This is a genomic window from Streptomyces sp. PKA51, assembly GCF_057552455.1.
Genome location: NZ_BAAJPZ010000002.1, coordinates 188,011 through 205,497, shown reverse-complemented (window position 1 = coordinate 205,497; position 17,487 = coordinate 188,011). Strand labels below are relative to the sequence as shown.

Sequence of the window (17,487 nt, the reverse complement as noted above, 5' to 3'; positions counted from 1 at the left end):
GCATACAATGTGCACTTACATATTCATGGCAGAAGGCGGAGGCGTGGCCGTGAGGCGTTCACCGGTGGTGCTGGGTATCGAGTCGTCCTGCGACGAGACCGGCGCCGGTCTCGTCAGCGACGGGCGGCTGCTGGGCCACGCGGTGGCGTCCAGCATGGACGAGCACGCGCGCTACGGCGGCGTCGTCCCGGAGATCGCCGCGCGGGCGCACGTGCACGCGGCCAACCCCGTCGTCCGGGCCGCCCTCGACGACGCCGGGCTGACCCTGCGCGACATCGACGCCGTCGCCGTGACCACCGGCCCCGGCCTGTCCGGCGCGTTGCAGGTCGGCGTCGCCGCCGCCAAGTCCCTGGCCTACTCGCTCGACGTACCGCTGTACGGCGTGCACCACCTCGCCGGGCACGTCGCCGCCGACACCCTCGAACACGGCCCGCTGCCCAACCCCTGCATGGTGCTGATCGTCTCCGGCGGCCACACCTCCCTGCTCCTCGTACGGGACCTCGCCCGCGACCCGATCGTGCACCTGGGCGACACCCTCGACGACGCGGCCGGCGAGTGCTTCGACAAGGTCGCCCGCGTCTTCGGCCTGCCCTACCCCGGCGGGCCCGCCGTCGACCGGGCGGCCCGCGAGGGCGACCCGGGCGCCGTCGCCTTCCCCCGGCCGCTGACCGGCCCCCGCGACGACCGTTACGGCTTCTCCTTCTCCGGCCTGAAGACCGCCGCCGCGCGCTGGGCCGAGCAGCACCGCGCCGCCGGCCGGCCGCTGCCGGTGGCCGACGGCGCCGCCTCCCTGCAGGAGGCCGTCGCCGACGTCCTCACCCGCAAGGCCGTGCGCGCCTGCACCGACCACGGCGTCGGCACGCTCGTCGTGGTCGGCGGCGTGGCCGCGAACTCCCGGGTGCGGGCCCTGGCCCGGGAACGCTGCGATGCTGCGGGCATCGAGCTGCGCGTGCCGCCGCTGCGCCTGTGCACCGACAACGGCGCGATGATCGCCGCCGTCGGCGACCTGCTGGTGCGTGCGGGGGTCGAGCCCGCGCCGCTCGACGTGTCGATCGACCCGTCCGCGCCCCTGGAGTACGCCACGCTCCACCCCACCGCCGGCGGCGCCCGCGCCGCCTGACACCCGGCCGACGCCCGGCCCGACGCCCGGCCCGACGCCCGGCCCGGCGCGTCGCCCGACGAACCGCCCGACGAACCGCCCCTGTCGAGAGCCCTGGAGGGCACCTTGCGCACCGCCGACATCCGCAGCCGCTTCCTCGACTTCTTCGCCGCGCGCGGCCACACCGTCGTCCCCAGCGCCCCGCTGCCCACGCCCGACCCGACCCTGCTGTTCGTCAACGCGGGCATGGTGCCCTTCAAGCCGTACCTCACCGGTGAGGCGGCGCCGCCGTGGCCGCGCGCGACCAGCGTGCAGAAGTGCGTGCGCACCCTCGACATCGAGGAGGTCGGCAAGACCACGCGGCACGGCTCGTTCTTCCAGATGAACGGCAATTTCTCCTTCGGCGACTACTTCAAGGAGGAGGCCGTCTCCCACGCCTGGGAGCTGTCCACCTCCCCCGTCGCCGACGGCGGCTACGGGCTCGACCCCGAGCGCATCTGGGTCACCGTCCACCACTCCGACGACGAGGCCGCGGCGATCTGGCGGCGCGTGGCGGGGCTGCCCGAGGAGCGCATCGTGCGCCGCGGCGACGAGGACAACTTCTGGTCCATGGGCGTGCCCGGCCCCTGCGGCCCCTGCTCCGAGCTGTACTACGACCGCGGCCCGGCCCACGGGCGCGCGGGCGGCCCGGCGGTCGACGAGGACCGCTACATGGAGTTCTGGAACCTCGTCTTCATGCAGTACGAGCGCGGCGAGGGCCCCGGCAAGACCGGCTACCCGATCCTCGGCGAACTGCCCCGCCGCAACATCGACACCGGCATGGGCCTGGAGCGCATGGCCACCCTGCTCCAGGGCGCCGGCAGCTTCTACGAGATCGACGAGACCCGGCCGGTCCTCGACCGCGCCGCTGCCCTCACCGGCGTGCGCTACGGCGCCGACCACCGGGCCGACGTACGGCTGCGCGTGGTCGCCGACCACGTCCGCACCGCCCTGATGCTGCTCGCCGACGGCACCGCGCCCGGCAACGAGGGCCGCGGCTACGTCCTGCGCCGCATCCTGCGCCGCGCCGTGCGCTCGGTCCGCCTGCTCGGGTACGAGGACCCGGCCCTGCCCGAACTGCTGCCGGCCGCCCGCGACTGCATGGCGGCGAGCTACCCCGAGGTCGCCGAGGACTTCGCCCGCATCTCCCAGCAGGCGTACGCCGAGGAGGACGCCTTCCGCGCCACGCTGCGCCAGGGCACGACCGTGCTGGACACGGCCGTGGCCGAGGTCAAGGCCGCGGGCGGTCACCTGCTGCCCGGCCCCAAGGCGTTCCTCCTGCACGACACCTACGGCTTCCCCATCGACCTCACCCTGGAGATGGCCGAGGAACAGGGCGTCGAGGTCGACCGCGAGGGCTTCACCGCCCTCATGGCCGAGCAGCGCGAGCGCGCCCGCGCCGACGCCCGCGCCCGCAAGTCCGGCGGCGCCCTCGACACCGGCGCCCTGCGCACCGTCCTCGACGCGCACGGGCCGACCGACTGGCGGGCCTACGACACGCTGACGACCGACTCCCGCGTGCTCGCCGTGCTCGGACCCACCGGCCCGCTGCCGTCCCTGGCCACCGGAGGGATCGCCTCCGTCGTCCTGGACCGCACCCCCTTCTATGCCGAGTCCGGCGGCCAGGACAGCGACGCCGGCGCCCTGACCGGGGCATCGGTCGAAGCCGAGGTGCTCGACGTCCAGCGGCCCCTGCCCGGACTGGTGGTGCACCAGGTGCGGGTGACCTCCGGCGAACTCGCGGTGGGCGACACCGTACGGGCCGCCGTCGACCCCGAATGGCGCCTGGGCGCCCGGCAGGCCCACTCCGGCACCCACGTGCTGCACGCCGCGTTGCGCCAGGTCCTCGGCCCCACCGCCCTGCAGTCCGGCTCCTACAACCGACCCGGCTACCTGCGCCTGGACTTCCCCTGGCGCGGCGCCCTCGGCCCCGCCGCCCGCAGCGAGATCGAGGAGGCCGCCAACCGCGCCCTGCGCCGCGACCTGCCGGTCGACGTGCGCTGGATGCCCCTGCCCGAGGCCAAGGAACTCGGCGCCCTCGCCCTCTTCGGCGAGACGTACGGCGAACAGGTGCGGGTCGTGGAGATCGGCGGCGCCTGGTCCCGCGAACTGTGCGGCGGCACCCACGTCGACCACGCCGCGCAGATCGGGCTCCTCGCCCTGACCTCGGAAACCTCCGTCGGCGCCGGCATGCGCCGCCTGGAAGCCGCGGTCGGCTTCGAGGGCTTCGGCTACCTCGCCCGCGAACGCGACCTGGTCACCCGCCTCGCCGAACAGCTCCAGGCCCCCCGCGCCCAGCTGCCCGAGCGCGTGGCCGGCCTGCTGGAGCGGCTCAAGGCCGCCGACCAGCGCGCCGAGGACCTCCGCCGGCGCGCGGCCCTCGCCCGTGCCACGGAACTCGCCGCCGCGGCCACCGACGTGCACGGCACGCTCGTCGTCACCGCCACGACGGACGGCGACGCCCGCGCCCTGGCCCTGGCGGTCCGCGACCGCCTGCCGGCGTCCCGCCCGGGTCTCGCGGCGATCGGCGCAACGCCGGACGGCGGCCGCGCGACCCTGACCATCGCCCTCAACGGCGCGGCAACGGCGGCCGGCCTGTCGGCCGCGACGCTGGTGAAGTCCCTCCTGGCCGGCCGCGGCGGCGGCACGGCGGAGGTGGCCCAGGGAGGCGGCGTACCGGCGGAGGCGCTGGGGACGACGCTGGATGGGGTGATGGGCCTGCTCGGGCAGGAGTGAGGGCGGTACGGTTCGCAGAGCGCCGGAAGGACGGAGAACCACGTGACCGCAGAGCACGTCGAGGAACCAGCCGAACTGATTCCGCGGCCCGAGATGACCTTCCCTGCCCTTCGGGCCGCACTGGCGCGGGTCGCCTCCTCGCGGCTCGCGGAGTTCCAGGCGGACCGTGACTCGGCGTTCACGGCGGCCACGCAGCACGCCTCGTTCACCCCGATCAGGGCCTTCCAGATCAAGTGGGCAACCGAGATCGAGATCGAGCGCCGGCCCGCCCTGGCCGCCCGCTACCGTGCCGCCCTGGATGCGGCGAACACGCTGGACCGTGAGGATCCGCAGTGGCGTGAGGCCATGGACGCGTGCATGGCCGTCCGTGACGAGGCCCGGGCCGCGGTAGCCCATGGCTGACGCCTGGGGATGGGAATACGACCCGGACTCCGAGTACGTCGTCGGCGGCATCGACAACCTTGCCTTCATCGCGAAGGTCGAGGAACGGGCCGACGAGCTCGTGCGCGCCGCCGCGGCGCTCTACCTCGACGGGGCGAAGTACACCGGTGCTTCGCCCCGTATGCAGGAAGAGACCGTCGACGCCCTGGGGATGTTCGTATACCAGGTCATTCCCCGGCATCAGCGCGTCTACATCCGCCAAGTCACGTTTCTCGGCTGCTGAACATCACCCCTCCGGGTACCGGCGCGGCGTCCAGACGATCTCTTCCGTGCCGTCCGCACCGCGCCGTACCCGGCGCGTCTGGGTCGAGCCGACGATCAGGAGCGTGCGCATGTCGACCTCCGCCGGGTCGAGCTCCCCGAGGGAGACGATGCGCACGCGCTCCGTCGGGCCGCCCACGTCGCGGGCCATGACCACCGGGGTGTCGGGCGTGCGGTGTTCCAGGAGCAGGTCGCGGGCCTTGCCCACCTGCCATACGCGGCTGCGCGAGCCGGGGTTGTACAGGGCGAGGACCAGGTCCGCAGCGGCCGCGGCGTGCAGGCGCTGGGCGATGACCTCCCACGGCTTGAGGCGGTCGGAGAGGGAGACGACCGCGTAGTCGTGGCCGAGCGGGGCGCCGGCGCGGGAGGCCGCGGCGTGGGCCGCGGTCATGCCGGGGACGACGCGGACGGGCACATCGCGGTAGGGGCCCTCGCAGGCCACCTCCAGGACGGCCGTCGCCATCGCGAAGACGCCCGGGTCGCCGGAGGAGACCACGGCCACCCGCCGGCCCTGGCGGGCGAGGTCGAGGGCGAACTCGGCGCGCTCGGACTCGACCTTGTTGTCGGAGGCGTGGCGCTGCTGCCCCGGGCGCACCGGCACCCGGTCCACGTACGTGCTGTAGCCGACGATGTCCTGCGCGGCCGCCAGTGCGCCGCGGGCCTCCGGGGTGAGCCACTGCGGGCCCGCCGGGCCGAGGCCGACGACGACCACCTCCCCGCCGTCCGCGACGGGGGGTGCGTCCACGCGGCTCGGCAGCACGGCCACCGAGAAGTACGGCACCGACTCCGGGTCGACGTCGGCCAGGCGGCCGGTGCGCTCGCCCGGCATCGTCGCCCGCTCCACGTACCGGGCCTCCGCCAGCCGGCCCGAGCGCTCGAGTGCGCCGCGCACGGCCGGGAAGGTGCGGCCGAGCTTCATGACGACCGCCGAGTCGGTGGCGGCCAGGCGGGCGGTCAGTTCCTCCTCGGGCAGCGTGCCCGGCAGGATCGTCAGCACTTCCTCGCCCTCCACCAGCGGCTCGCCCAGGCGGGCCGCCGCGGCGCTGACGGAGGTGACGCCCGGCACCACCTCGGTCGGGTAGCGGTCGGCGAGGCGCTTGTGCATGTGCATGTACGAGCTGTAGAAGAGCGGGTCGCCCTCGGCGAGAACGGCCACGGTGCGCCCGGCGTCGAGATGGGCGGCCAGCCGGGCCGCGGCCTCCTCGTAGAACTCCTCCATCGCGCCGCGGTAGCCGCCGGGATGGTCGGTGGTCTCGGTCGTCACCGGGTAGACCAGCGGCTCCTCGATGTGGCCGGGGCGCAGGTGGCGTTCGGCGATGGAGCGGGCGATGCTGCGGCCGTGCCGGGCGCTGTGGTACGCGACCACGTCCGCCTCGGTGATGCACTCGACGGCCCGCAGGGTCATCAGCGAGGGGTCGCCCGGGCCGAGCCCCACCCCGTAGAGCCGGCCGGTCGTGCTGGGCTTCTCGCTCACTCTTCCTCGCTCGCTATCGCGTTGATCGCGGCCGCGGCCATGGCGCTGCCGCCGCGCCGCCCCCGCACCACCAGGTACTCCAGCCCCAGGTCGTTGGCGGCCAGGGCGTCCTTGGACTCGGCCGCGCCGATGAAGCCGACCGGGATGCCCAGCACCGCCGCCGGGCGCGGCGCGCCCTCGGCCACCATCTCCAGCAGCCGGAACAGGGCCGTCGGCGCGTTGCCGACGGCCACCACCGCGCCGCCCAGCTTCTCGCGCCACAGCTCCAGCGCGGCGGCACTGCGCGTGGTGCCCATGCGGGCGGCGAGATCGGGCACGGCCGGGTCGGTCAGGGTGCACAGCACCTCGTTGTCCGCCGGGAGCCGCTTGCGGGTGACGCCGGAGGCGACCATGTTGGCGTCGCACAGGATCGGTGCACCGGCGCACAGTGCCTCGCGCGCCGCCGCCACCACCTGCGGGGAGTAGGAGAGGTCGCGGACGAGATCGGTCATCCCGCAGGCGTGGATCATGCGGACCGCGACCCTGGCGACGTCCGTCGGCAGCCCGCCGAGGTCCGCCTCGGCACGGATGGTGGCGAAGGACTGGCGGTAGATGGACGCGCCGTCCTTGTCGTAGTCGAACACTGTGCCCTCGTTGCCCTCGTTCATGTCGTGGTACGGGCCGCCGCCACCGCGCCGGCCAGTTCTGCCGCCGGCACCGTCACCGGCGGTGCCTCCCGCAGGCCGTCGCGCACGGTGACCTCGTAGGCCCCCTCGCCCGTCGCCAGCACGTCGACCCAGCGGCCGCCGGGGTGCCCGCAGCGCCGTTCGCACCCGGACCAGTACACCGGCAACGCCCCCGAGCCACCAGGGCGTACGGGCGCGAGCGCGGCGGCCGCGTCGGCGCGCACGTCGGCGAGCGCCTTCGCACAGCCCGGGCGGCCCGCGCAGGCCCCCGCGCGGTGCCAGGCGGACGCCGCGGACGTGACCAGCCCGGCCTCCTCGGCCAGGGCGGCCGGCAGCTGCGGATCCGTACCGGGCGCGAGGCCCGGGACGATGACGCCGCGCCAGGGTGTCACACGCAGCCCGCCGTCGCCGTACTGCTCGGCGAGGCCGGCGAGCAGCCGCCACCGGTCGGTGGTCAGCCGGCCCAGCGGGGCGGCCACCGACAGCGCAGGCCGGCCGCCGGGGCCGGGGACCACGCCCGGCTCGGGCGGGGCGCCGGGGGCGACCGCGACGGTGGCGGGGGAGGACGGGATGCCGGCGGCGTCCAGACGCCCGGCCAATTCGTCGGCCGAGGGCCGGTGTTCGGGCGGAAGCTCGCGCAGCCGCCAGGCGCGCGTACCGCTCGCGCGCTGCGCGGCGAGGAAGGCGGCGGCCGCCAGGGCCGCGGCCCGCGGGGCGTCCCGGTCGGCAATGCGCAGGCCGGGGCCGGCGGGGCCGAGGCAGAGCAGGGCACCGCCGGCGCTTGCGATCAACGTCACATCGGGGGAGAGGGCGACGATGTCGCCGCGCCCGTCGTCCAGTCCGAAGAGGAAACGACCGGAGAGGTCGGCAAGGTCCGGTTCGCCCGAGCACAGCAGACGGTCCAGTTCCCGGACCCACTGCCGGACGCGGCCGTCGCCGAGAGGGGAGGCCGCGACGTTGCGGATGCGGTCGTGACGGTCGGACGGCAGCAGGCCCGCGGCGCGCAACCGGGCCGCCAGGCCGGCACCGCAGGCGTCCGAGAGGCCGCGCAACTGGACGTTGCCGCGGGAGGTGAGGTCGAGGTGGCCGTCCCCGAGCGCCTCGGCGGCGTCCGCCAGCGCGGCGGCCTGGTGCGCCGTCAGCAGCCCGCCGGGCAGCCGCACCCGGGCGAGCGCCCCGTCGTCCGCGGCGTGCAGACGCAGGGCGCCGGGACAGGCGTCGGCGCGGTCACGAGCGGGCAGGGCGGGCATGCGGGGAGCATACCGACGGGTTGCGGCCTGCGGGGCTCCGCCCCCGGGCCCCGAACCGCGCTGCGCGCGGCCTCCTCGAAGCCGGACGGGCCGAAACCACCCCGCCTCGCTACTATGGCTGCGCCAGCGACGGCGACAGGGGAGGAAGCCGGTGCGATTCCGGCACGGTCCCGCCACTGTGACCACGGCCGAGTACGACGAGTACTCCGTGGGAAGTCAGGAACTCCCGCCGTCCTCCCACCGCCCGGGGCGCGGACCCCGAGGAAGGCCTGCCGTGATCCTGCTCCTGTCGACGTCCGACACCGACCTGCTCAGTGCCCGTGCCGCCGGCGGCCCGGTCCCCTACCGGCTCGCCAATCCCGCCCGGCTGCCGCTGGACGAGCTGCCCGGCCTCCTGGAGGGCGCCGATCTCGTCGTCGTCCGGCTCCTCGGCGGCATCCGCGCCTGGCAGGAGGGGCTCGACGTGCTGCTGGCCGGGCCGCGGCCGGTCGTCGTGCTCACCGGCGAACAGGCCCCCGACGCACAGCTGATGGAGACCTCCACCGTCCCCGTCGGCATCGCGGCCGAGGCCCACGCCTACCTCGCCCACGGCGGTCCCGCCAACCTGGAACAGCTGGCCCGCTTCCTGTCCGACACCGTGCTGCTGACGGGCCACGGCTTCGAGCCGCCCGCCGCCGCGCCCGCATGGGGCGAGCTGGAGCGCACGCCCAAGCCGGGGGCGGCCGGCCCGCTGGTGGCGGTGCTCTACTACCGCGCCCACCACATGAGCGGCAACACCGCCTTCGTCGAGGCCCTGTGCGGCGCGATCGAGGACGCGGGCGGCCGCGCCAAGCCGCTGTACGTCGCCTCCCTGCGCGCCCCGGAGCCGGAGCTCGTGGACGCGCTGCGCGACGCGGACGCCATCGTCACCACCGTGCTCGCCGCCGGCGGCACGCGGCCCGCGGACGCCTCGGCCGGCGGCGACGACGAGTCGTGGGACGCGGGGGCGCTGGCCGCCCTCGACGTCCCCATCCTGCAGGCGCTGTGCCTGACCGGCCCGCGCAGCGCGTGGGAGGAGAACGACGAGGGCCTCTCCCCGCTGGACGCCGCGACCCAGGTGGCCGTACCGGAGTTCGACGGGCGCATCATCACCGTCCCGTTCTCCTTCAAGGAGGTCGACGAGGACGGCCTGCCGGCCTACGTGCCCGACCTCGAACGCGCCGCCCGCGTCGCCGGGATCGCCGTGCGCCACGCCCGGCTGCGGCACACCCCGCCGGCCGAGAAGCGGCTGGCGCTCGTGCTGTCCGCCTACCCCACCAAGCACTCCCGCATCGGCAACGCCGTGGGTCTGGACACCCCCGCCAGCGCCGTCGCCCTGCTGCGCCGGCTGCGCGAGGAGGGCTACGACTTCGGCGACGAGGCCGTGCCGGGCCTGGAGTCGGGCGACGGCGACGAGCTCATCCGCGCCCTGATCGAGGCCGGCGGCCACGACCAGGAGTGGCTGACCGAGGAGCAGCTCGCCCGCAACCCCGTGCGCATCCCGGCCGCCGACTACCGGCGCTGGTTCGCCGCCCTGCCCGCCGAGCTGCGCGAGGCCGTCGAGGAGCACTGGGGCCCCGCGCCGGGCGAGATGTTCGTCGACCGCAGCCGCAACCCCGAGGGCGACATCGTGCTGGCCGCCCTGCGCCGCGGCAATCTGCTGATCCTCATCCAGCCGCCGCGCGGCTTCGGCGAGAACCCCATCGCCATCTACCACGATCCCGACCTGCCGCCCTCCCACCACTACCTCGCCGCCTACCGGTGGATCGCCGCCTCCCAGGAGGACGGCGGCTTCGGCGCCGACGCCATGATCCACCTGGGCAAGCACGGCAACCTCGAATGGCTGCCCGGCAAGAACGCCGGCCTGTCCGCCGCCTGCGGCCCCGACGCCGCCCTCGGCGACCTGCCGCTGGTCTACCCCTTCCTCGTCAACGACCCCGGCGAGGGCACCCAGGCCAAGCGCCGCGCCCACGCCACCCTCGTCGACCACCTCGTCCCGCCCATGGCCCGCGCCGAGTCCTACGGCGACATCGCGCGCCTGGAGCAGCTGCTCGACGAGTACGCCCAGATCTCCGCCATGGACCCGGCCAAGCTCCCGGCGATCCGCGCCCAGATCTGGACGCTGATCCAGGCCGCCCGCCTCGACCACGACCTCGGCATGGACGAGCGCCCCGACGACGACGGCTTCGACGACTTCCTGCTGCACGTCGACGGCTGGCTGTGCGAGGTCAAGGACGCCCAGATCCGCGACGGCCTGCACGTCCTGGGCGCCGCGCCCACCGGCGAGGCCCGCGTCAACCTCGTCCTGTCCATCCTGCGCGCCCGCCAGATCTGGGGCGGCACGAAGGCCCTGCCGGGCCTGCGCGAGGCACTCGGCCTGGACGAGTCGGCGGCGACCCGCACGACGGCCGACGAGGCGGAGGCCGAGGCCCGCGCCCTGGTGGAGGCCATGGAGGAGGCGGGCTGGGACCCGGCGGCCGTGCCCGCCGGGCACGGCGAACAGGTCGCCGCCGTCCTCGACTTCGCGGCCCGCGAAGTGGCCCCCCGCCTGGCGGGCACCACCGACGAGCTCGACCACGCCGTCCACGCCCTGGCCGGCGGCTTCGTCCCGGCCGGTCCCTCCGGCTCGCCCCTGCGCGGCCTGGTCAACGTGCTGCCCACCGGCCGCAACTTCTACTCCGTCGACCCCAAGGCCGTCCCCTCCCGCCTGGCCTGGGAGACCGGCCAGGCCCTGGCCGACTCCCTGCTGGAGCGCTACCGCTCCGACAACGGCACCTGGCCGCAGTCGGTCGGCCTGTCCCTGTGGGGCACGAGCGCCATGCGCACCGCCGGCGACGACGTCGCCGAGGCCCTCGCCCTGCTGGGCGTACGCCCAGTGTGGGACGAGGCGTCCCGGCGCGTCAGCGGGCTCGAAGCCGTACCGCTGGAGGAGCTGGGCCGCCCCCGCATCGACGTCACCCTGCGCATCAGCGGCTTCTTCCGCGACGCCTTCCCCCACGTCATCGGCCTGCTCGACGACGCCGTACGCCTCGTCGCGTCCCTCGACGAGCCCGCCGAGCACAACCACGTGCGCGCCCACGCCCAGGCCGACCTCGCCGCCCACGGCGACGAACGCCGCGCCACCACCCGCATCTTCGGCTCCCGCCCCGGTACGTACGGCGCCGGCCTGCTCCAGCTCATCGACAGCCGCGACTGGCGCACCGACGCCGACCTCGCCGAGGTCTACACCGTCTGGGGCGGCTACGCCTACGGCCGCGGACTGGAGGGCCGCCCGGCCCGCGAGGAGATGGAGAGCGCCTACAAGCGCATCGCCGTCGCCGCGAAGAACACCGACACGCGCGAGCACGACATCGCGGACTCCGACGACTACTTCCAGTACCACGGCGGCATGGTCGCCACCGTCAAGGCCCTGCGCGGCACCGCGCCCGCCGCCTACATCGGCGACTCCACCCGTCCGGAGACCGTGCGCACCCGCACCCTCGTCGAGGAGACCTCCCGCGTCTTCCGCGCCCGCGTGGTCAACCCCCGCTGGATCGCGGCCATGCGCCGCCACGGCTACAAGGGTGCCTTCGAGCTCGCCGCCACCGTCGACTACCTCTTCGGCTACGACGCCACCACCGGCGTCGTCCCCGACTGGATGTACGACAAGCTGGCCCAGACCTACGTCCTCGACCCCGAGAACCGCTCCTTCCTGGAGGACGCCAACCCCTGGGCCCTGCACGGCATCGCCGAACGCCTCCTGGAGGCCGAGAGCCGCGGCATGTGGGCCAAGCCCGACGCCGAGACGCTCGAAGCCCTGCGCCAGGTCTTCCTGGAGACCGAGGGCAACCTGGAGGGCGGCGCGGACGACGAGTAGCCGATCGGCCCGCGCGTGAGCGTGCTCCGGCCTAGAGTGCTCTCCCATGACCGGGGGATTACTCGGGCCGGGGCACGGTCTCGGCCTCACGCTGCGGCAGATGATCGGCGATCCACTGTGGGGCGCCCTCGTGGCGGAGGGCCGCTCCCGTACCCACCGGGCGGGCGAGGTGCTCCTGCGCCAGGGCGACCCGGGCACCCACGTGCTGGTGCTGTGCAGCGGGGCCGTGAAGGTCTCCCGCGTCGAACGGGACGGCCGAGTGAAGGTCCTGGCCTTCCGGGGCGGGGGTGACGTCGTCGGTGAGGCGGCGGTCGTCGACGAGGACGAGACCAGGCTGGCGTCGGTGGAGACCGTTTCCGCATGCAGGGTGTCCGTGGTGTCCAAACGGGACTTCCTGCTGTTCCGCGATCGGCACGACCTGACCGTCATGCTGCACCGGCACACCAATCAGCGCTGGAGGGAAGCGACGACGGCCGGCGACGGCGATCTGCGGACCCGGCTGGCCTGCGTGCTGCTCGCCCTCGCCCGGGCCGTGGGCCGTACGGACGCCCGCGGCCCGGCCGAAGTGGCCGTCACGCGGCTGGACCTCGCCCGCTACCTGGGCGTCTCACGGAACACGGTCAGCGCCGTGCTGCAGACGATCGGGGAGGCCGTGGTGACCGCGGAACGCAAGAGCATCGCCGTGCACGACCTGGCCGCTCTCGCTGCAGTCGGCGGCCAGCCGAACAGGGGCATCCGCCCATGATGTGACGGCCGTCACGTGCCGGGTGCACTGCGAGTGCACTTCCTTGCCGGCTCCCTCGCGAGCATTGACGGCGTCCGGCCGGCACGCGGCCTCCCGCCCCGTGTCGGCGACGTCCCTTCCCAACGCAGGGAGTTGCCCATGTGCTCCGCCACGATGCCGATGCCGGCCACGGGACCCGAACCGTGGAGCGTCAGCCGGGACCTGCCGCCGTACCGCGGCATCCTCGCCGTGGACGCCAAGGATTTCACCGGCAGGCCCGCCGTCGACCACGTCGAGATCACCTCCCTCATCCCCCAGCTGCTCGAGCACGCCTTCGACCGGGCCGGGCTCCGCACGCTCTGGGAGGAACAGCGGCTCGCCAACAACACCGGTGACGGCTTCGTTCTCGGCTTCGACCCCGTGGCGCTTCCCCGGGTCGTCCACCCCTTCCTGGCCGAGCTCCAGGAGGTGCTGACCGACTACAACATCCACGCGACCGGGACGCGACGGCTGCGCCTGCGGGCCAGCCTGCACGTCGGACCGCTCCCCGACGACGGCGGCCCCGGCGACGGCAACGGCACCCCCCGCAACGACACCCACCGGCTCCTGGACTCCCGGCCCGTGCGGGCCATCCTCGCCGCATCGAGCGAGAGCATCACGCAGGTCGCGGCGATCCTCTCGCAGCGCGTCTTCGAGGACGCCGTCCTCTCCGGCTACACGCGACGGCACCCCGACCACTTCATCGAGGTGGCGGCCAGTGTCGAGGGCAAGACCTTCCAGCAACTGGCCTGGCTGTACGTCCCGGCCCCCTCCGGCAGCCTCTACGACCGGCGGATCCTGGGCGAGGCGGAGGCGGAGGCGGAGACGGAGACGGAGACGGCCGCGCCGAGTGCTGCCGGGACCGAACCGGCCCCGGCGCCCGAGGTCGCGCCGGCGCCGGGGCCCGCCGCGACGACCAACTACGGCTTCCTCTCGCAGGCGAGAACCGTACGCGGCGGGCAGCACCAGCACGTCCACGGCAGCGGCGACGACCAGCGAGGCCGTACCCGGTGAGCGCCGAAGCAGATGCCGCACGGCAGGCCCCGCCGCCCCCGGACTTCGCCGAGGTCTTCGCGGGGCTGGGCGGAGTACCGCCCCTCATCTGGAACGCCGGCTCGATCACCGTCGCCGGCACGGTCCGGGGCGGGCAGCACCTGACCACCGGAGCCGGCGGAGGCGATACCTTGGCCGCCCCTGCGGCAGCGGACGCCGTCGAACGCCGCGAGGGCGACATCGCTGTCGAACAGGTCATGGCGGCCATGACCGGTTTCGCCGAGCCCGGCTGGTTCCCCGGCGCACTGCGGCGACTGGACCACGGGATCGTCTTCCTCACCGGAAGGCCCGGCAGCGGGCGCCGGACCGCCGCACTGAACCTCCTCAGGCGGCACACCAAGACCTTCGCCCTGCGGGCCGTCGACTCCGACACGGATCTGGGCACCTGGACGCCCGAGGGCACCGGGGCCCGCGGCTACCTCGTCGACGGCCTCGTCGAGACACGGCTGCTGTCCCTCAACGAGGTCGGCCTGAGCAACCTGCGCAAGCGCCTGGGCACCGACGCGTGCATGGTCGTCGTCACCGAGGAGACCCCGAGGGTCCTCGCCCACCTCCGGCAGGCCCTGCACATCGAACCCGTGCACGCTGAGCCGCCCGAACCTGCAGCCGTCCTGGAGGTTCGGCTCACCGCCGCCCTTCCCGACCCGGAACGGCGCAGGGCCGCCCTCCTGCGGCTACCGGAGGGCTTTCTCGACGAGATCCTCGGGAACCGCCTGGGCCCCGAGCAGGTGGTGGAGGTCGTCACCGCGATCGCCTCGGTCGCCGACGGGGAGATGAACCCCGAGGAGATCGGCGGCCACTTGAGCACACGAGCAGCCGAGCGGGCACCGCAGTTGCTGCACTCGGCGATGACGGACGCGGACGATCTCGCCCTCCTCCTCGCCACGAGCGTCTTCGAACACTTCGACCGGACCCTGGTCGAGGAGGAGGCCCGGCGCCTGCTGGCCGTGGCCGCGGGGCGGCTCGACGCGATACCGCCGCAGTCCCCGCAAGCGGAAGCCGAGGCCGGTACGCGGGCCCACCCCGGTTTCGCGTTCCTCAGGTCACGAGGCGACCGGTTCCGGGCCATCGAAGCGCGCTGCGGCGAACGTGAGGTCCGAGCGCTGTCCACGCACAGCTACATCACGGAACCCGTCGCCTTTGTCCGGCACCTGCAGGGGCGCGCCGTGCTCGACCACGTCTGGCGCGAGTACCGGGAGGCCGGGGAACTGCTCGTGGAGTGGCTCCAGCAGACCCCTTCCACCCATCACCTGGCCGATCGTGCAGGGTTCATCCTCGGCCAGTTCGCGCAGTGGAGTTCCGGGCAGCGGGTGCTCGCCCCCATCGAGGAGCTCGCCGCCTCCGACAGGCCGGGCGACTGGCGCATGGCGGCACGGGCCTTCGGCGCGGCGTCGACCGATCCCGTCCTGGCCACCGCCGTGAAGCACCGGCTGCGGGGGTGGAGCCGCGCGGCGAGCGTCTCCTACCGCTGCACGGCGGCACTGACCTGTGCCACGGAGTTCGGCCTGGCCCGGCCCGAGACGGCCCTGAGGCTGCTGCGCACCGTGGTGACCGCGCGGGACGACGGCGCCGCCGCGGTCGACTCCGCGGTACGCCGGGCCTTGCTGTCCCTGTTCGCCGAACCGGCCGTACGCCCCGTGGTGGTCACGGCCCTTGTCCACTGGGCCGGCGAGGCGGGGCCTGCGCGGCGTACGGCGTGCGTGGCCGTCGCCGCGTTGCTGAAGGCCGGGGCCACGGACGAGCAGAGCCAGTGGTGGACGGCACACCTGCTCGCCGGGGCCGGCCCGCAGGAGCACGGCTCCGCGGAGCAGCCGGGCGTGACCTTGATCCGCCATGCCCTGACGGAGCAGAACACGTACGACACCGCCCGGGACGCCCTCTTGGAGTGGCAGCGCCGGGCGGCCGGGGAGTCCCGCCGGGCACAGGCCTTCGAGCGGCTCGTCGAGTGGCTGGCGCAGCACCTGCACGGGGGCGTCTTCCGGCTGTTCACCGACCTGGAGCGCCCGGCGCACGCCCCCGGCGCGGAACGAGCGTCCCGTGCCCTGGCCGAGTGGCGCCAGGGCACGCCGCGGAAAGGCCGAGCATGACCACGACCACCTTTTACGCACCACCCCCGCTGCCCGGCGGCGGCCTGTGGGAGAGCCCCAGGAAGGGACCGTTCCGACAACTTGTGCGGTTTCGTGTGTCCCAGCAGCCGGAGACGGCACTCGTCCTCATCGATCGCGACCACCTGGCCGTGTGGGAACCGCGCGGCAGGGCGTCGCTGCGGAAGGCCGCGTTCGGCCGTTACACCGAGGCCCACCTGGTCGACACCGCACGCCGCAGCGCGGTATGGCAGATGAGCGCCGGCCCCCGCCTCGCCCTTGAGGTGACCTGGTGGGCCGAGGACCCGGGGCTCGTCGTCCTCAACAGGCACCGCCTCACCGACCCGTGGGCGTTCGTCAGCACGCACCTGGACGGGCTCGTGGAGGACGCGGTGGCGAGATTCCGCGCCGCCGGCCGGGAACTGGGCGCCCAGGACCTCCTGCCCCACCTCACGCAGCCTCACCAGATTCCCCACGTGGGCCTGGCCTGCTGCGTGGAGACCCTGCCCCCGCAGGTCGACCCGCTCGACCCGGCGATGGCCCCGCCGCCCCGGCTGTGGTCACCGCAACGGCGCGAGGAGTACGAGTTCTACCTGCAGGCGGTGCGGACGGGCCCCGATGCCCTCGCCGCGCTGTGGTTGCTGCACCATCCCGACCAGGTGAGGGACGTCCTGGAATGGGTGACGGCGCATCCGCGGGAGATCGCGGCACCGGCCGACGGGGCCGACCTGACGCGCACTCTCTTCGACGGCCTGCCCGTGGAGATCAAGGAACAACTGGCCAAGGCCAACGCCGAGCGCCTGCAGGCCCTGCTCGAACCCGGCCTGCCGCTGTGAACCGACAGGAGGCTTCCCATGCGCCATCACCGCTCCGACGAGTGCTATTACCGACGCGGCCACTGGGTCCGCAAGCCGGCCCGCCGGCGTGACAGGGGCGTTCCCTGGGCGGTGCTCGCCCTTGCCGCCGTGCTCGGCTGGGGTGCGCTGAACGGCTGTCTGCACGATGAACCGGGCGGCCGACCGGCTCCTACGGCGCCCGCTGCCCCGGCGGCGCCCCGGTGAACCGCCGCCGGCGACGCCGCCTGCCGCCGCCACCGCGCACCTCGGGCGAGGCCGTCGCCGCCCTCGTCGTTCTCGTGGTGGTCCTCCTTGCGTTCCGACGCCTGCTGGCGGCAGCCGGTGCGCACCTGTGGCCGGTTCTCGCCGTGGCCGCTGCCGTCGCGCCGGCCGTGATGGCGATCCGTCCGGCGCGGCTGCGTGCCGCCCGGCGCGAGCAGGCCCGGCGGCTGCAGCACTTGCGGCTGCCGCTGCACGAGCTGGACGCCCTGACGCCCGACCGGTTCGAACTGGCCGTCCGGGACCTGATGGCCCGCGACGGCATCACCGCGCGCCACGTCGGGCGGCGCGGGGACCAGGCGGCCGACGTGATCGGGCGTGACGCGCTGGGCAGGACGGTCGTCGCGCAGTGCAAGCACACCGCCTCCGGGGGCCGGGTGGGCTCCCACGTCATGTACGAGGTCAACGGCACCGCCACCCCGGTCCACGGCGCGGACGTCGCCGTGGTGGTGACCAACGGCGGATTCACCCGCGACGCCCGCATGTGGGGCGACCGTCACGGGGTGCACTGGGTGGACCGCGAGCGGCTGAGGGCCTGGGCGGAAGAGGGCCGAAGTCTGCACCAGGTGCTCGGGCTGGGCCGGTCCGCGGGGCCCCGCGCGTTTTGAGGGTCGGGCTCCGCTTTCCATAGGA

General features: G+C 74.5%; 13 protein-coding genes and 1 riboswitch. Of the genes, 10 read left to right on the top strand and 3 right to left on the bottom strand.

Going from position 1 to position 17,487, the window contains the following annotated elements:
• Positions 1-64: 64 nt before the first annotated feature.
• The 4 genes from tsaD to AC27L3_RS03315 all read left to right on the top strand — a co-directional run bounded on the left by tsaD (position 65) and on the right by AC27L3_RS03315 (position 4,538).
• Positions 65-1,120, top strand: a complete 1,056-nt coding sequence (gene tsaD / locus AC27L3_RS03330) for a tRNA (adenosine(37)-N6)-threonylcarbamoyltransferase complex transferase subunit TsaD (protein ID WP_487232798.1) — start codon at positions 65-67, stop codon at positions 1,118-1,120.
• A 105-nt stretch (positions 1,121-1,225) separates the two neighbouring features.
• Positions 1,226-3,874 (top strand): alanine--tRNA ligase, encoded by a 2,649-nt coding sequence (gene alaS, locus AC27L3_RS03325; RefSeq protein ID WP_487232476.1) that lies wholly within the window; start codon positions 1,226-1,228, stop codon positions 3,872-3,874.
• Positions 3,875-3,916: 42 nt separating this feature from the next.
• Entirely contained in the window at positions 3,917-4,276 is a 360-nt protein-coding gene (locus AC27L3_RS03320) for a hypothetical protein (RefSeq protein WP_487232475.1), read from the top strand.
• Entirely contained in the window at positions 4,269-4,538 is a 270-nt protein-coding gene (locus tag AC27L3_RS03315) for a hypothetical protein (protein WP_487232474.1), read from the top strand. The genes AC27L3_RS03320 and AC27L3_RS03315 overlap by 8 nt, the downstream gene beginning before the upstream one ends.
• A gap of 3 nt (positions 4,539-4,541) precedes the next feature.
• Here the strand turns inward: AC27L3_RS03315 and AC27L3_RS03310 are convergent, their stop codons facing one another.
• Genes AC27L3_RS03310 through AC27L3_RS03300 form a run of 3 tightly spaced genes read right to left on the bottom strand, consistent with a single transcriptional unit; the run spans position 4,542 to position 7,965 of the window.
• Positions 4,542-6,050: a precorrin-2 C(20)-methyltransferase gene (locus AC27L3_RS03310; protein WP_487232473.1), complete on the bottom strand. Its 1,509-nt coding sequence runs from the start codon at positions 6,048-6,050 to the stop codon at positions 4,542-4,544.
• Positions 6,047-6,697 (bottom strand): precorrin-8X methylmutase, encoded by a 651-nt coding sequence (locus AC27L3_RS03305; protein ID WP_487232472.1) that lies wholly within the window; start codon positions 6,695-6,697, stop codon positions 6,047-6,049. Before AC27L3_RS03305 ends, AC27L3_RS03310 begins: the two co-directional genes overlap by 4 nt.
• Positions 6,694-7,965 carry a cobalamin biosynthesis protein CobG gene (locus AC27L3_RS03300; RefSeq protein WP_487232471.1) on the bottom strand — a complete coding sequence of 424 codons (1,272 nt, stop codon included), beginning with the start codon at positions 7,963-7,965 and terminating at the stop codon, positions 6,694-6,696. Before AC27L3_RS03300 ends, AC27L3_RS03305 begins: the two co-directional genes overlap by 4 nt.
• 107 nt (positions 7,966-8,072) lie before the next feature.
• A riboswitch (cobalamin riboswitch) is annotated at positions 8,073-8,204 on the top strand.
• A gap of 35 nt (positions 8,205-8,239) precedes the next feature.
• Between AC27L3_RS03300 and cobN the strand changes: the two genes are divergently transcribed.
• The 6 genes from cobN (at position 8,240) to AC27L3_RS03270 (ending at position 17,462) form a co-directional block, all read left to right on the top strand.
• A complete protein-coding gene (gene cobN / locus AC27L3_RS03295) occupies positions 8,240-11,839 on the top strand; it encodes a cobaltochelatase subunit CobN (RefSeq protein WP_487232470.1) in 3,600 nt (1,199 codons plus the stop codon).
• Between the two features lie 46 nt (positions 11,840-11,885).
• Positions 11,886-12,584 (top strand): Crp/Fnr family transcriptional regulator, encoded by a 699-nt coding sequence (locus AC27L3_RS03290; protein WP_487232469.1) that lies wholly within the window; start codon positions 11,886-11,888, stop codon positions 12,582-12,584.
• Between the two features lie 138 nt (positions 12,585-12,722).
• Positions 12,723-13,616 (top strand): hypothetical protein, encoded by an 894-nt coding sequence (locus AC27L3_RS03285; protein ID WP_487232468.1) that lies wholly within the window; start codon positions 12,723-12,725, stop codon positions 13,614-13,616.
• Entirely contained in the window at positions 13,613-15,742 is a 2,130-nt protein-coding gene (locus AC27L3_RS03280; protein ID WP_487232467.1) for a hypothetical protein, read from the top strand. The genes AC27L3_RS03285 and AC27L3_RS03280 overlap by 4 nt, the downstream gene beginning before the upstream one ends.
• Positions 15,743-15,837: 95 nt before the next feature.
• Positions 15,838-16,575, top strand: a complete 738-nt coding sequence (locus AC27L3_RS03275; RefSeq protein ID WP_487232466.1) for a hypothetical protein — start codon at positions 15,838-15,840, stop codon at positions 16,573-16,575.
• A 221-nt stretch (positions 16,576-16,796) separates the two neighbouring features.
• Positions 16,797-17,462, top strand: a complete 666-nt coding sequence (locus AC27L3_RS03270; RefSeq protein WP_487232465.1) for a restriction endonuclease — start codon at positions 16,797-16,799, stop codon at positions 17,460-17,462.
• The last annotated feature ends 25 nt before the right edge of the window (positions 17,463-17,487 follow it).

What these genes read in the sequence shown, in the direction of transcription:
- AC27L3_RS03305 (WP_487232472.1), bottom strand. Translation starts at nt 6,697, where the DNA reads ATGAACGAGGGCAACGAGGGCACAGTGTTCGACTACGACAAGGACGGC.
- AC27L3_RS03285 (WP_487232468.1), top strand. Translation starts at nt 12,723, where the DNA reads ATGTGCTCCGCCACGATGCCGATGCCGGCCACGGGACCCGAACCGTGG.
- AC27L3_RS03290 (WP_487232469.1), top strand. Translation starts at nt 11,886, where the DNA reads ATGACCGGGGGATTACTCGGGCCGGGGCACGGTCTCGGCCTCACGCTG.
- AC27L3_RS03300 (WP_487232471.1), bottom strand. Translation starts at nt 7,965, where the DNA reads ATGCCCGCCCTGCCCGCTCGTGACCGCGCCGACGCCTGTCCCGGCGCC.
- AC27L3_RS03315 (WP_487232474.1), top strand. Translation starts at nt 4,269, where the DNA reads ATGGCTGACGCCTGGGGATGGGAATACGACCCGGACTCCGAGTACGTC.